We start from the raw sequence: 15,089 nt of genomic DNA, 5'->3' as shown, positions 1-15,089 counted from the left end.
ATTATTTAAAAGACTCAATAATAGTATCTAATAAACCCGTAAACTTAAGGGTCAGGAATATTATACAGAAAATCGAGAATCCTAAACTAAATTTTTGTCCTAATGTTCTTCCTTTTTTTTCTCCTGTTTTCATGACCGACTCTCCTTATGTTCTATATTTGATTTACTTCCTTTATATAGCATTGCCAATATAACTACTAAGATAGCTATATTACCAAATTTACCGAGTGTAGAGAATGTACCATTATCCAATAACATAACTAAAGATTCTTGTAGAGTAGCGAAGAAAATCATTAATGGGACAGACCATACAAAGAAATAATATACGATTGTTCTAATTATTTTTCCATCATACATATAGCCTCTACCATCTTTTGTACATCTTTTGAAAGTCCTCGATAAGAGTACTCGAGATGAAATATAGGTGATGAATAACAATTGTCCCATTCCATATATGATTACCTCTATCCTAACGGACTCTAAGATACATACTGTTAATAAATAGGTACCTGAAATAATAAAAGATGATAAGTGTAAGAAATTTACCCTTTTATTATAGAGTTCTTCAATATCAAAAGGAGCAGAAAATAGTAGTTCCTGATGATTTAAGTCGTCTGACATAAGTATGTGTAAAATGACACTGGTAATAACTAGTGTAAAAATATTGATTAATACAGTTAATAATGAGCCTGAAGAAGCAAATTGGTTTTTATATTCAAGAACACTAGTTAATAAAAATGGTGAAACAAACACAGAAAATAATTTAGGTGATCTTAATAAATATAACAGATCTTTTTTTATAAAATGGCTGCCTATACATTTATGTATTACATTTGAGACCTTATTTAAATAGAAAGATCTATCTAAATCTCTAGAAGAAATCGATAACAATCCTTTGTTATAGCAATAATTAGTCATCCAATAGGCAATAGGAATAAAGCATAGAGCGTTTATTAATACGAACAATGTAAATAAACCAGCATTTAAAAGGTCGATTTTATTAAGCAACAGATAGTTTGGATATTGAAATAAAAGATAAAAGATATTCTCAACAAATTTGTTTTGAGTTAATAAAAATGAGGAGTAGTTTTGTAAGTAGACTATTATAGCAACTACACCGACAGAAGAGAAAGTTACTAGAGAATAAGCAATTGTCTTTAATCCTCTTCCTTTTGAAATGATATAAGCTAGAGCGAAAAGTATATGTGCAATAACACTAAAGAAAATAGAACTAGCTACTATTTGCGGAATAGTAATTAGAAAAATCTCAATAGGTATGTTGTTTGCAAAGTAATTTGCCAAGATAAATGGCAGTAAGAACATCATGTTTATAGTGATAATTTCTATCGCAACGATAAAAAATCTCGATAAAATAATTTGAGAATTTTTAATTGGTGCTACAAGTAATATCTCACGCTCTGGAGAGAGGAAATATTCTTTATAGAACTTTTTAATAGAACTAGATAAAGATATTAAACAAACAAATGCGTATAAACCAAGTATATATTTATTCATATCGTCTTGGATATACTGAGGGAACAGCTTAATAATCAAAAATAGAATTAAAGTTAATACCATGAAAAGAAAAGATATAACAAATACTTCAAGAAATAAGTCTCTTAGAGATCCTTTTGGCTTATGACGGTTTAGCTTATATTTAAATGACAAATAGTTGATAAAGTTCATATAGATTATTCCCGTCCTTCTACAACAGATATGAGATAATCTTCTACACTAGTAAGTGAATTTCGTATCTGTTCTACAGATATATTTTTCTTAACAATTTCCCCATCATTTATAATTGAAACGGTGTCAGCAATTTCCTCAATAATATCTAATGAGTGGGAAGATAAAAAGACGGTTCCACCTGTGGATGTATATTCTGTTAGCATCGATTTAAATTGCTTAATACTTAATGGGTCTAATCCTAGTGTTGGTTCATCATAGACTAAGAGTGCTGGGTCATGAATAATTGATGAAATAATAGCTACTTTTTGTTTATTTCCTCTTGAAAGGTTTTTAATGAGGGTATATTTATATTTCTCCACTTCGAAATGCTTTAAATACTTTTCTATTTTAGTTTCAATTTGTTTAGGGTTTTTTAATCCAAAAAGGTAAGCCATAAAGTTCAGGTGTTCAATAACAGTAAGTTTATCAAAAACAGCAGGGTAGTCTGGACAATAGCCTATATATTTTTTATGTGTTGGATTTTTATAATCCATTATTTCATTTTGGAAAGTTATTTCCCCTTGATTAGGCGTAATAATTCCCATTATGATTTTAATAGTTGTAGATTTTCCAGCTCCATTTCTACCAAGGTATCCACTTATAGTCCCTTTTTTTATTGAAAGAGAATCAATAGATAATACACAAATATCATCATACATTTTTTTTATGTTCTTCAGAATTAAAATATCCATAGCGGGAACTCTCCTTCGTGAAAATTGTTAAATATTGTTTATAGTTTATCATCGTCCATCTCCGAAAAACAATAAGAAAGATTACCTATTAGGGTATAACCCCTAAATAGGTAATCTATTGGTGCTACAATTTTTATTAGTAGCCAAGAATCATACGGATAATTTCGTATACTGTGTATCCTTTTGAGAACCAGTCAACGATTTTACCACCGTTGCTCTTGATGAAGTTTAAAATTTTAGTCACTTCAGCAGCTGTTTTACTAGCAGCAGCCTTAGCTAAGTTTGCAGCCCATGCTAAGAATTGTGGTACCTTGTGGAACGGGATTTTTGAAACAAGAGCTTTTAACGCATTTAAAATTGCAGCCATTTTTTATTTCCTCCAGTAATTTTAAGTTTTTTTCCTAGGCCTTAGGATGACTCTATAATATTATGTAGTTATCTAATAATTCAATAGATTCTGAATAGTATTGCGTAATTCCGCAATAATGGGAAAATTCACTTTTACTGAGATGATTACTCGTGTACCCTATTCATAATGAGTTAAGAGTTGCTAATAATATATATACGTATCGGGAATAGCTAAATTACGTATATGCCGGTATTATTCTGTAATAATATGGAAAAGTTTAGGGGGAAATAGTAGAATTGTTTTAAGAGTTTATTACTGAGATACGATAATATAAGGAGAGTAGAAATGAATAATCAAACCCCAAATATATCTGAAATTGAAGTAGAAATCATTAAAATGATTGCTAAAGAAATGCCGAATAAGCTCATTGCGCATGAACTGAACTATTCTCAAAGGATGATCGAATACTATATTAGTAAGGTGACCAAAAAACTTAAGGTACAAACGAGGGTAGGGATTGTTTCTAAGGCGTATCAAATGAAAATTCTTAGTCCAGACTCACTCGATCCAACTAATGAAAATGGGACAGATTATACGTTTCAATTGTACAAAAATGCTAAATAACTTGGGTTTTATCATAATTTTATAAGCTAGCATTTTAAACAAATATTTAAGAGACTTAAGTATTGCTCATCTATAAATATGTAGATGAAATTAATCCCTTATTGCCTTCATCAATTTATTAAATTAACAACGATTAAAGAAGTTAAACTATATCAAAGTAGCTATAATTATCGAAGCTATTTTCGCCACTTAATACCACCAACTATTACCTACAAACTAATTACTACGGAACTGCACTCAAGATATTACGAAAAGCCCTATAATTATCCTTAAACTTTAGACATTTTAATACTGGTTGTACTGACTCATTTTTATAATCTAATAGCATATAGCGAACTTGTCCTGCTTTTATAAGAAGGCCAATTATATGAATATTGTAAAGTCATACATAATGACTAGTTAAGATAATTCTGAAGGCCCTTTATTTAGAAGGGTAAATTAGAAAGTGGCGTGTCCTTTTTAGTGGGATACGTCACTTTTTAGTTCATATTAAATTTCAAGGTACGTGCATAGTTACAAGCTCCTCTTTTGTTGCAACAGAAGTTCCACGAATTCCGTCATATATTCTCCCATTTTTTATCTAATTTTATTTTGCTTTAAATAAGTCTATTGTCGATAAAAGAAATTCATAATCATAACAGCAGCTTCGCCACACGTAATGTATGGAGTAGGGTAAAGCCCACAGCCTCATTTAGTTGATGCATTTTCTAACACAGAAGCAGAAGTGTAAAGAGATAATAAATATTGTACAATCTGTTTTTACAAACATCGGAACTTTATTTTTGTGGTTCATGTAAAGTGGTGGGCTGAGTTGTTGGGAAATGATAGACAGTAGACATCCAATTTGAATAAGAGTAATGGTAAAATTGAGAAGTATGGAAGAATTGATGAAAAATATAGGTACAATTAAAAGAATTTTGTTGGTAAGAAAGGAAGTGCAAAACGATGGATTTCGAAACAGTGATGCAGGAGCTTGAAGCTCTTGGTAAGGAGCGAACGAAAAAAACGTACATATCTAATGGGGCACACGAGCCGCTTTTTGGTGTAGCTACAGGTGCCATGAAACCAATCGTAAAGAAAATAAAAATAAATCAACCGTTAGCGGAAGAGCTCTATGCTACAGGTAACTACGATGCAATGTACTTTGCGGGTATTATTGCAGACCCAAAGGCTATGAGCGAGTCGGACTTTGATCGTTGGATGGACGGAGCATATTTTTATATGTTGTCTGATTACGTAGTAGCAGTAACGTTATCCGAATCAGATATTGCACAAGATGTGGCGGATAAATGGATTGCAAGTGGTGAAGAGTTGAGAATGTCAGCGGGGTGGAGCTGCTATTGCTGGCTATTAGGGAATCGCCGTGACAATGAATTTTCCGAAAGTAAGATTTACAATATGCTTGAAATGGTAAAAAAAACAATTCATCATTCGCCAGAACGAACGAAATCTGCTATGAATAATTTTCTATATACTGTGGGGGTCTCCTATGTACCACTACATGAAAAGGCATTAGAGGTCGCGAAGGAAGTAGGTACAGTAGAAGTAAAACGGGATAAGAAAAAAACTAGTTTTTTAAATGCTTACGAAAGCATACAGAAAGAAGTTGATAGAGGGCGTCTTGGTTTCAAACGCAAACATGTAAGGTGCTGAGAATGTGGGGTATTAATCCAAGAAGGATTGATACTCTTTTTTGAGGGATGTAATAATTAGGAATGAAATGGAGAGGAGGGACAATATGTTACATACATCTATATTGGAAGATGGATTAGCAATTATCTCGTCATGTAAAGCGCAAACAGGTGACATTTGGAAGGCTCATTACGGGGCGGCATGTATCGGTAGTTACTTTTTTATGAAAAATAATCACGATCTAAACTCGGAACTTACTGAGCTTGTTTTTAGGCAAGCAAAAGAGATGTCCAATAACGTAATAGAGAGAAAAAGGGGACAAAATAACGCTCATTACGATGAAGGAAGTGCTGTACGTGCGATACTTGAAGCACTTGATAACACGATTGATCAGCTTCATTGGGTTGGTCATAATGTTATCTATGCTGCAGCGAGCTTGTTAGCCATCCGTGAGTTAGAAGGATGGGGGAGTGAGGAGGAGATTGCTGGAATAACGGATCTCATACAATCGTTTGAAAGGACGATTCCAGGCAGATCATGGATTGGCTTTTCTGCTTCGGAAGTAAAAAGGATGACGATTACGGACGAAGATGGATTTTCACCTATATCAAATCCAGAAGAGCTTTCTCTACTTGTTTTAGAAGAGTTAGCACAGTTTCAAACGATTTACCGAGCTGAATCGCACCATGATTTAATTGGCCATATGTTAACTTTCTCCCATGCGTTGAATAGTTTATATGATCTTGGTCATACTTCCTTTTTCAAGAGAGGGTTACTGCCCGTTTTAAAAATAATGAAAGTTCTCCGAAGTAGTAAGAATATAAAACAAGAAGATGCAATCAAATTAGTTTCGCCTGTGGACCAGCTACCTTTACAGCGAGCAAAACGAGCGGCTGTACTTCCGAGTGAGACGGAGTTTTGGAAGAAGGGTTATCGTGAGAAAGATTGGGATTACGGTCACGTATTTAAATTTTCGGATAGCTTCTACGACCATCTGCGACGAGTAGAGAAAGTAAAAGAAATATATATTGAGAATTTTCGCTATGTCATTACCCAGTGGTAATAAGTTGAGTGACGAGAAGAGTATAGTGAAGTACAAATTCTTGATTATATTTTCATACAAGATTAGCTAGGTTTTAACAATAGTAGCCTTCCATTCATATAGTAAATAGTAGAGTCAATTTAGCAATGACGTAATCAGCAATAGTAAGTAAAGAAGGTACTTGTCATGTACCAGCTCATTAGGTGATGTAGTTTAATTGCTAGATAAGAGGGATAATCAACAAAAAATTGATAGGAGTGATAGCGATGGGAGGAACACAGTTAACGGGACGTGTCATCTTTAAAGGGGATCCTGGTTATATAGAGGCAGTGAAGAACTGGAACCCTTATGTGGATGCTTTTCCTCTTGTTTTTGTTTTTGCACAACATACGTGTGATGTAAGTAATGCGATTAAATGGGCTCGTGAGAATGACGTACCATTACGTGTGAGAAGTGGTCGCCATGCGTTAGATAAGAATCTTTCCGTTGTAAATGGAGGTATTGTTATCGATACGAGTGACATGAATAAAGTGTACTTGGATAAACGAAACGCGATTGCAACGGTTCAACCAGGAATACGTGTCGGTCCGCTTGTAAAAGGATTAGCCCGAGAAGGATTTATGGCCCCATTTGGAGATAGTCCAACTGTTGGAATTGGCGGAATTACGACGGGTGGTGGATTTGGAGTCGTTTCCCGCTCGATTGGCTTGATAAGTGATAATCTTCTTGCGTTAGAAACAGTAGATGCAAATGGGGAGATTATTCAAGCGAATCATTGTTGTAATGAGGATTTATTATGGGCTTATAGAGGAGGTGGCGGTGGGAATTTCGGGTATAACACACAATACACGTTTAAAGTTCATCGTGCGCCAACTACGGCAACTGTCTTCAACATTATTTGGCCGTGGGAACAATTTGAAGACGTATTTAGAGCGTGGCAAGAATGGGCACCGTTTGTCGATTCACGATTAGGATGTATACTTGAGATTTTCAGTAGAGTAAATGGATTATGCCATGCAGTAGGTATTTTCTTAGGCCCAGAGGAAGAGGCAATCCAATTACTAGAGCCACTAACTAGTACTGGAACACCAACGCAAATTATCATTGAAGAATTACCTTATTTAGATGCAATCGAGTTCTTAGATCCTCCTGAGCCACCTGTAGCAGATCAAAATTTTAAGTTCTCTTCTGCTTGGGGATTGAATCTCTGGACGGACGAGCCAATTTCTATTATGAGGCAATTTTTAGAAGAGTCACCAGGGACAGAATCTAATTTCTTCTTTATTAATTGGGGTGGCAAGATTAGCAAAGTTCCTAGCAAAGAGACAGCTTTCTTTTGGCGTAGTCCGTTATTTTACACAGAATGGAATGCTACGTGGAAGGAGCCATCGGAAGAAGCAGCGAGCCTTGCATCTGTTGAACGAGTACGTCAGCTAATCAAACCATATGTGACAGGTTCGTATGTGAATGTTCCAGACCAAAACATTAGAGATTTCGGAGAAGCATATTATGGTTCAAACTTTGCACGCCTTCGAACAGTAAAAACAAAATACGATCCAGAAAATGTGTTTCGTTTTCCACAAAGTATCCCGCCGTTTCAGTAAAGAAGTACATGTTTTAAACACCTCTCAAAAAATAGAGAGGTGTTTTTTGTGTATATTTGTTGAAAGCTTTAGAACTTTAACGCACATTCTTCATTTATTTTCATCAAATTTTCATATTTCATTTTTATAATGTAGGAATAATCTTGATGAAAAAGGAGGGCTGATACGATGCCTTCAGCTTGGGTAATTGGTTCCCTTGTCATTCAAAGTTCCCTTGTCATACTTGTGATAAGTCTCATAGTAGGGTTTCTCTTTTTTACGTTCATCATTAGTTCCCATTCAAAAGTAGAGACGAAGAAGAGAATAGATGAAATAAGCTCATTGTTTACTGCGTTTGTTATTTCATTATGGATAGGGAAAATAGTGATTAATTTTTCTGTATTTCTAGCTGATCCACGCGCTATTGTGGCATATCCAAGTGACTCGAAAGCATTTTATTTTGCAGTGCTTGCAACGATTTTATATGCCAAGTATAGAATTATCACTAGCACATTTCATATGTGGAGTGTTCTTTTCTCTTTTATCGTAATTTTCTTAAGCTCATCCTTAATATATGAATTTATCCAAATTCTATGGGGAGATAAGGTACAGACATGGGGATATTTAGGGTTACTTGTGATGCTTCTAACGATAGTGATTCTACTGCAGGAGAAAATAAAAACAGACAGGATTGCGTGCATCATACTCGTTGGATGGAGTATAGGAAAGTGGGCACTATCAGTGTTTTCTACGACATTCGTTTTTCATTTCTACTTACATAGTAGTTTTTATATCATTATGTTTATATGTAGCATAGGACTAATTATGAATAGAAAGAGGTTGAACAGATGACAACAGATATTACAATTTGGCTTGCGTTAGGCGCGGGAATTTTATCCTTCCTTTCACCGTGTACGCTACCTATTCTTCCAGCATATTTATCGTATATTACAGGGATGAGTATTAAGGAGATTCAGACGCAGAACACACTAAAAATACGTAGTAAATTACTCGTACACGCTATCTTTTTCCTCATCGGTGTTTCGATGATTTTCATTAGTTTAGGTATTGGTGTTTCTTTTTTAGGACAATGGATTCAAGGTGTATTATCGGGTAATACAGGCTTGTTCTTACAAAGAATAGCAGGGATTTTTATTGTTATAATGGGGTTATTTGTGACAGGTTGGTTTAAATTTACACCACTGATGCGCGAAAAACGATTCCGTTTTTCAAAGAAACCAGTAGGATATATGGGCACTGTTTTTGTTGGAATGGGGTTTGCTGCGGGATGGACACCGTGTATAGGACCAATCTTTTCATCTATTTTAGTAATAGCGGGCAGTAATCCGACGGAAGGTGCGTTATACACGATGATGTATGTTATTGGCTTTGCGATTCCGTTCCTTGTGTTGACATTCTTCTTAGGTTCTGCGAAGTGGCTTGTCAAACATAGCCAAAAGATTATGAAGATAGGTGGAATCGCGATGATTATGATGGGTGTGCTGCTCTTTACAGGACAAATGACTCGCATTTCTATTTTCTTCTTACAACTGGTACAAGATAGCTGGTTTGCTAAGTTAGGTTAAGAAGGAGGTACTTATAATGAAAAAAATAATGATAATTATGGTTCTATTTGGGATGCTTGGCTGGACCGTCTATGAGCTTGCTTTCCAAACGAATCATACGTTGAGCTCAGAGGTCAAAGAGGATAAGAAAGAAGAAGTTTCTTCCGCTAATGAGACACAAAAAAATGAGAAAACACAGAATGCCATTGTGGGATTAAATGTAGGGGATATTGCTCCTGATTTTCAACTTCAAACGTTAGACGGGAAGACCGCAAAGCTATCAGATTACCGAGGCAAACGGGTCATGGTGAACTTTTGGGCTACTTGGTGTCCGCCATGTCGTGCGGAAATGCCAGATATGGTGAAACTCTATGAAGAACAAAATGTGATGATTCTAGCAGTTAATTTGACACAAACGGAACCTGGGACACAAGCAGTACAAAGTTTTGTAAATGAGTTTGGATTACCATTCCCAATTTTATTAGATGAAGAAATTAACGTAGCTACTCAATATGAAGTACGTCCGATTCCGACTTCCTATATGATTGATTCCCAAGGAATAATTCACTATAAAGCGTTAGGTGCATTAAATCATGAGATGATGGTACAAATAGTCGAACAGATGAAATAGCTTCTATATATGCGTACAATAGGAGAAGAGGTGATTCGGATGAAACGAACAATATTAGTCGTAGAAGATGATAACATGATTCGTGAACTTATTAGAATCTATTTGAAAAAGGCAGGATACGATGTTGTGGAAGCTAAGGATGGGGAAGAAGCGAAAGATGCTTTGTTGACACACCATCCATGCTTAATTGTGCTTGATTTAATGTTACCTAAACTTAGTGGAGAAGAGTTCTGTACATGGGTTAGGGAGCAAGAACGAAATGAAGTAGCAATCATCATTCTTTCTGCTAAAACGCAAATAGGTGACAGAATTAATGGGTTAAATATCGGAGCGGATGGATATTTAACAAAGCCGTTTGATCCGGATGAATTAGTGGCGCATGTTGAGGCAGTCTTGCGGAGAATGGGACAGTTTTGCGAAAAAATGACCTATGATGGGCTATGTATAAAACCGAGAAAAGGAGAGGTCATGTTGTTCGATAAACAATTGAATTTGACGAAACATGAATTTCAGCTTCTTTCTTATTTTATGGAGAATCCTAATATTGTTTTATCAAGGGAAGACCTCATTCATAAATTGTACCCATATGATGAAAAGACTGTATTGGATCGCACAATTGATGCCCATATAAAAAAGCTACGTGAAAAAATTGAAGATAATCCATCTTCTCCAAAGCGTATTTGTACAGTTAGAGGAATGGGGTATAAGTTTGTTTATGAGTAATGATAGAAAGAAATCATGGTTACCGAAACGTTTTTTATGGCGGTTAACATTTCTAAATATCGTCATTGTTGCTTCTTTTATTGTCTTAAGTAGCTGGGCGATCTATAATACAGCTTGTTTTCTAGTAGATGGAATGGAAGCGATGGATGTGCAGAAATTAAATCAATTTGATTCCACACTTTTTCAATACTTATGGATATTTAGCGTTACTGCAATTGTGATGGGAAGTATCGTACATTTTTATTTGACGAGAACATTGACACGCCCGTTAAGGGGATTAATTGAGTCAACGAAAAGTATGAAAAAGGGGCAATATCCTACTCCTATCGAGGTAAGCTCTGAGGATGAAATTGGACAATTGTCTGTTCAATTTAATAGCTTAGTGCAGCAATTGAAAAACAATGAACAGTATCGACAAAAGCTTATATCCGACTTGTCCCACGAATTTCGAACACCCTTATCTAATTTAAATGGCTACCTTAACGCCATGAAGAATGGGGTAATTGAAGGGGATCAAAAGTTATATGAATCATTGCATGAAGAGTCGAAGCGACTTATTAGTATGGTAGAACAATTAGAGAAGCTAAAAGAATGGGATTCTGTATCCCAACAATTGTTTTCTGACAAGAAAGTAGTAGACATGGCACTTCTAATGGAACAGTCAGTAGAGATGTTTCGTTGGACGATGGAGAAAGCAGATATCGAAGTAGGATGTAAGGTGGAGAACGGATTGGTGAATGTATACAATGGGGGCATTACACAAGTTCTCAGTAATTTACTTGATAATGCTGTTCGTTATTATCGAGGGACGGGGCCAATTACGATAACAGGAGAGTGTCTAGATAGAGAGTACAGAGTTTGTATTAGTGGTCCAGGACAGGAAATTCCAGAAACAGAACAGGATAAAATCTTTGAACGATTTTACCGAACGGATCCGTCACGTAGTCGCGAAACGGGAGGGACAGGATTAGGACTAGCTATCACAAAAGAAATCGTGAAATCTCATCATGGTGAAATTGGAGTTCACTCAAATGGTAATGAGCATACGTTTTGGTTTACGCTCCCTTTACATGCAGTATCGGCAACAAATGATAAGAACGAATGTTGAATGAAATCGGTGTGTCCCTGTCGTTAGATAAAATCTAACGACAGGGATTTTTTTATAAACGATATTATTTAGGCTTGTTCATGTATCTCTTCGTAAAAAGTAATTCGATTGGAGAAGGGATCAACAACGGTTAATTCGATTGTCCCCCAAGGTGCCTTTACGATGTTTGGATTAGCATAAGCATATTCCTTTTGTGATAAAGAAGCGTGATAATCCTTTAGACCACGTATGTTTATTCGAATAGCACTACCGGGAGAGCAATCTCCATGATGTTCAGATAAATGGAGAGTCATATCTCGGAACGAAAGTTGAAAATAAAAAGGCATATTTTCTGCATATTGATGTTCCCAGTCTAGTTGGAATCCTAAGTAGTCGACATAAAACAAATGGGCTTTTTCAACATCAAAAATCCGAAAGATAGGTGTAATCATTTAACGGTACACTCCTGTTCATAAAAAAGTTTATTTTATTCATTTTAAGCTATCTATAGGGTTTTATATAGAAAAAAGAAAGGGGTGTATCGGGAAATGGTATTACTTATTCAATTGTAATATAATCAACATGCGAACAAATATTCTTGTTTGCACTTTAATATTAATATAAAGGAGTGAGAAGATGAACGATTATTCGACAATTACGTTACATATGATAAGGCATTTTAATGTGGATCCTGCGCATGTTTTTCAGGCGTGGCTGACTCCTGAAATGATGAGGAAATGGTTCTTTACACTAGAGCACACAAATAAAGTGACAACCAATACTCCTCAAGTTGGAGGCGGTTGGGAGGTTGTGGATCATCGTGAGGGAACAGATTACCGAGCGATAGGAGAATACCTGGAGATTACTTCTTCAACAAAATTAGTATTTACGTTTAAAATGCCACAGTTTAGTGATACAGAAGATACGATTACGGTTGAATTTAAAGAGGTACCTCAAGGGTGTGAAATGAATTTCTCTCAATGCATTATTGTTCCTCATGAAGAAAGTTGGACAGAGGCAGACATTGAAAAAGCATCGAAAGAATATCACGATGGTTCTGAACATGGTTGGAACTTAATGTTCATGGGCTTGAAAGAGTTAGTAGAAACAGGACAAATCAGTTATAAAGGTTACTGATTTGGAGAAAGGAAGAATGAAACATGCCGAACGTAAAAAGAACGCTACGAACGTGTGAGAAAGGCCACGAATATTACAAGAGCAGTGATTGCCCGACTTGTCCAACATGTGAGCAAGAACGTAAGCCGAAAGATGGATTTCTTTCAAAGCTATCTTCACCTGCAAGAAATGCATTGGAGCATGAAGGGATAACGACACTAGAAAGGTTATCGCGATATACCGAGAAAGAAATTTTGAGGCTTCACGGTATGGGCCCGGCTTCTATGCCTAAGCTTAGAGCTTCTTTAGAAGAAGTAGGGTTATCATTTAAAAGTTAAAAAATCTCTCATTCGATTTTTTTATCGGATGAGAGATTTTTTTATGAATAGCATATTGTACGAACAGTTGAAAAAATATACAATTAAATGAGAATGATTATCATTTTTATTTATTGCTTGTTATAAGAATTAGTATAAGCGTGTTTATACAATCTATTTCAGGCAGATAAATGAAAGAAAAGGGGGATGAAAGGTGTTAAAGGCATTCTTTGCTTATTATAAGCCATATAAATGGTTATTCATTATTGATTTTTCTTGTGCCATTTTAGCTGCATTGTTAGAGTTAGCATTTCCGTTAATGATTAATAGGGTCATTGATGATTTATTACCAACTGGGGACTGGAGTTTCATTGTATGGGCTTGTATTGGCTTGCTTGGGATTTATATTTTTAGTTCATTCTTACATTATGTTGTGACATATTGGGGGCATATGCTTGGAATTAATATTGAACGGGATATGAGGAAGAAGCTATTTGATCATGTTCAAAAACTATCTTTCGGCTTCTTTGATAACAACAAGACGGGTCATCTTGTTTCGCGTATGACGAATGATTTAATGGATATGGGAGAAATTGCGCATCATGGTCCAGAGGATATGTTCATTGCGATGATGACGTTAGTTGGTACATTCTGTTTAATGCTTTCTATTAATTGGCAGCTAGCTATTTTAACGTTTATTATTATTCCGTTTTTAATTATTTTAGCAATTTATTTCAGTAAGAAAATGTCGCGTGCATTTAGCCAAATGTTCGCGGATATTGCTGATTTTAATGCGAGAGTAGAAAACAATGTGAGTGGTATTCGTGTTGTTAAGGCATTTGCTAACGAAAATCATGAAATTAAGCAATTTGCGGTGAATAATGAGCGATTCCGTACAACGAAGCTTCAGGCGTATAGAGTGATGGCTTGGAATTCTTCCATCAGCCACTTGTTAATGAAGATCATCCTGTTGTTCGTATTAGGTTGTGGTACGTGGTTTGTTATCGAAGGGGAAATGACCTTTGGGGAATTTATGGCGTTCGTTCTCCTTTCTAATATCTTCTTAGGACCAATTCAAAAAATAAACTCCGTTATAGAAACGTATCCAAAAGGAATAGCTGGTTTTCGTCGTTATTTAGATTTACTTCATCACGCACCAGATGAGAAGGATGTAGAGGATGCGATTGAAGTGAAGCATGTACATGGAGATATTATGTATAAGAATGTAACATTTAGCTATGAAGGAAAAGAAAATGTACTAACGAATATGAACTTCTCGGTTCATAGGGGAGAAACGGTGGCGCTTGTTGGTCCATCTGGAGGCGGGAAGACAACGCTTTGTAGTTTGTTGCCACGGTTTTATAATGTGCAAGAAGGAAGTATTACGATAGATGGTATCGATATTAAAGAGATGACACTTCAATCATTACGTCAGCAAATTGGTATTGTCCAGCAAGATGTATTCCTATTTGATGGAACGGTTCGTGAAAACATTGCGTATGGCAGACTTGATGCGACGGAAGAAGAGATTTTCGAAGCTGCAAAGAAAGCACAGTTGGAAGAGGTTATTCTAGGATTGGCGGATGGATTAGATACGTTAATTGGAGAACGTGGTGTCAAATTATCTGGAGGACAGAAGCAACGACTTTCTATTGCGAGAATGTTCTTGAAGAACCCTCCAATTCTTATTCTTGATGAAGCAACTTCCGCATTAGATACAGAAACAGAAGCAGCAATTCAGCAAGCGTTAAACGAACTATCACAAGGAAGAACAACGCTCGTTATTGCACACCGTCTAGCTACCATTAAAAATGCAGACCGAATTCTTGTCATAACAGAAGAGGGAGTGACAGAAGACGGAACACATGAAGAATTGCTTGAAGCAGGAGGAGTATACAGTAGGTTACATCACGCACAGTTTAGTATGTAGCTATATTGTATCTCATTCATTATTAGGGGAATGTTGGCTCATCCAGCATTCCTTTTCCTTGTTCTTGTCA

At 35.8% G+C, this 15,089-nt stretch carries 17 protein-coding genes; 12 read left to right on the top strand and 5 right to left on the bottom strand.

The window, feature by feature from the left end; genetic code table 11:
- Position 1 precedes the first annotated feature (1 nt).
- From IEV41_RS20215 to IEV41_RS18245, 4 genes are all read right to left on the bottom strand, one after another.
- Positions 2-133: a hypothetical protein gene (locus IEV41_RS20215; RefSeq protein WP_268235154.1), complete on the bottom strand. Its 132-nt coding sequence runs from the start codon at positions 131-133 to the stop codon at positions 2-4.
- Positions 130-1,686: an elicitor-associated permease-like protein gene (locus IEV41_RS18255; protein WP_188389957.1), complete on the bottom strand. Its 1,557-nt coding sequence runs from the start codon at positions 1,684-1,686 to the stop codon at positions 130-132. The genes IEV41_RS20215 and IEV41_RS18255 overlap by 4 nt, the downstream gene beginning before the upstream one ends.
- Before the next feature lie 5 nt (positions 1,687-1,691).
- A complete protein-coding gene (locus IEV41_RS18250; RefSeq protein ID WP_188389956.1) occupies positions 1,692-2,420 on the bottom strand; it encodes an ABC transporter ATP-binding protein in 729 nt (242 codons plus the stop codon).
- Positions 2,421-2,556: 136 nt separating this feature from the next.
- Positions 2,557-2,787 carry an AMEP412 family response elicitor gene (locus IEV41_RS18245; protein WP_188389955.1) on the bottom strand — a complete coding sequence of 77 codons (231 nt, stop codon included), beginning with the start codon at positions 2,785-2,787 and terminating at the stop codon, positions 2,557-2,559.
- 327 nt (positions 2,788-3,114) lie between these two features.
- Between IEV41_RS18245 and IEV41_RS18240 the strand changes: the two genes are divergently transcribed.
- The 9 genes from IEV41_RS18240 to IEV41_RS18200 all read left to right on the top strand — a co-directional run bounded on the left by IEV41_RS18240 (position 3,115) and on the right by IEV41_RS18200 (position 11,677).
- Entirely contained in the window at positions 3,115-3,393 is a 279-nt protein-coding gene (locus IEV41_RS18240) for a response regulator transcription factor (protein WP_188389954.1), read from the top strand.
- Positions 3,394-4,338: 945 nt separating this feature from the next.
- Positions 4,339-5,046, top strand: a complete 708-nt coding sequence (locus IEV41_RS18235) for a DNA alkylation repair protein (RefSeq protein WP_188389953.1) — start codon at positions 4,339-4,341, stop codon at positions 5,044-5,046.
- 85 nt (positions 5,047-5,131) lie between these two features.
- Positions 5,132-6,088, top strand: coding sequence for a hypothetical protein (locus tag IEV41_RS18230; protein ID WP_188389952.1), 957 nt, complete (start codon positions 5,132-5,134; stop codon positions 6,086-6,088).
- A gap of 245 nt (positions 6,089-6,333) precedes the next feature.
- A complete protein-coding gene (locus tag IEV41_RS18225; RefSeq protein ID WP_188389951.1) occupies positions 6,334-7,671 on the top strand; it encodes an FAD-binding oxidoreductase in 1,338 nt (445 codons plus the stop codon).
- Positions 7,672-7,839: 168 nt separating this feature from the next.
- Positions 7,840-8,502 carry a hypothetical protein gene (locus IEV41_RS18220; protein ID WP_188389950.1) on the top strand — a complete coding sequence of 221 codons (663 nt, stop codon included), beginning with the start codon at positions 7,840-7,842 and terminating at the stop codon, positions 8,500-8,502.
- Complete coding sequence (locus IEV41_RS18215; RefSeq protein WP_188389949.1) at positions 8,499-9,236, top strand: cytochrome c biogenesis CcdA family protein; 738 nt, start codon at positions 8,499-8,501, stop codon at positions 9,234-9,236. Before IEV41_RS18220 ends, IEV41_RS18215 begins: the two co-directional genes overlap by 4 nt.
- A gap of 16 nt (positions 9,237-9,252) precedes the next feature.
- A complete protein-coding gene (locus tag IEV41_RS18210; RefSeq protein ID WP_188389948.1) occupies positions 9,253-9,846 on the top strand; it encodes a peroxiredoxin family protein in 594 nt (197 codons plus the stop codon).
- 39 nt (positions 9,847-9,885) lie between these two features.
- Entirely contained in the window at positions 9,886-10,569 is a 684-nt protein-coding gene (locus IEV41_RS18205) for a response regulator transcription factor (RefSeq protein ID WP_188389947.1), read from the top strand.
- Positions 10,562-11,677 carry a sensor histidine kinase gene (locus IEV41_RS18200; RefSeq protein WP_188389946.1) on the top strand — a complete coding sequence of 372 codons (1,116 nt, stop codon included), beginning with the start codon at positions 10,562-10,564 and terminating at the stop codon, positions 11,675-11,677. The genes IEV41_RS18205 and IEV41_RS18200 overlap by 8 nt, the downstream gene beginning before the upstream one ends.
- 68 nt (positions 11,678-11,745) lie before the next feature.
- Here the strand turns inward: IEV41_RS18200 and IEV41_RS18195 are convergent, their stop codons facing one another.
- Complete coding sequence (locus IEV41_RS18195) at positions 11,746-12,108, bottom strand: glyoxalase superfamily protein (RefSeq protein ID WP_188389945.1); 363 nt, start codon at positions 12,106-12,108, stop codon at positions 11,746-11,748.
- Positions 12,109-12,292: 184 nt separating this feature from the next.
- On the opposite strand from IEV41_RS18195, the gene IEV41_RS18190 reads away from it, so the two are divergent.
- From IEV41_RS18190 to IEV41_RS18180, 3 genes are all read left to right on the top strand, one after another.
- A complete protein-coding gene (locus IEV41_RS18190) occupies positions 12,293-12,793 on the top strand; it encodes an SRPBCC family protein (protein ID WP_188389944.1) in 501 nt (166 codons plus the stop codon).
- Positions 12,794-12,816: 23 nt separating this feature from the next.
- Positions 12,817-13,110, top strand: coding sequence for an RNA polymerase alpha subunit C-terminal domain-containing protein (locus IEV41_RS18185; RefSeq protein WP_188389943.1), 294 nt, complete (start codon positions 12,817-12,819; stop codon positions 13,108-13,110).
- Between the two features lie 193 nt (positions 13,111-13,303).
- On the top strand, positions 13,304-15,019 hold the full coding sequence (locus tag IEV41_RS18180; protein WP_188389942.1) for an ABC transporter ATP-binding protein: 1,716 nt from the start codon (positions 13,304-13,306) through the stop codon (positions 15,017-15,019).
- Positions 15,020-15,089 lie beyond the last annotated feature (70 nt).

The sequence above is a fragment of the Priestia taiwanensis genome, from assembly GCF_014638355.1.
In the GTDB taxonomy this organism is placed as follows: domain Bacteria; phylum Bacillota; class Bacilli; order Bacillales; family Bacillaceae_G; genus Priestia_D; species Priestia_D taiwanensis.
The sequence above is the reverse complement of the archived record's forward strand: the minus strand, read 5'-3'. Positions and strand labels throughout refer to the sequence as shown.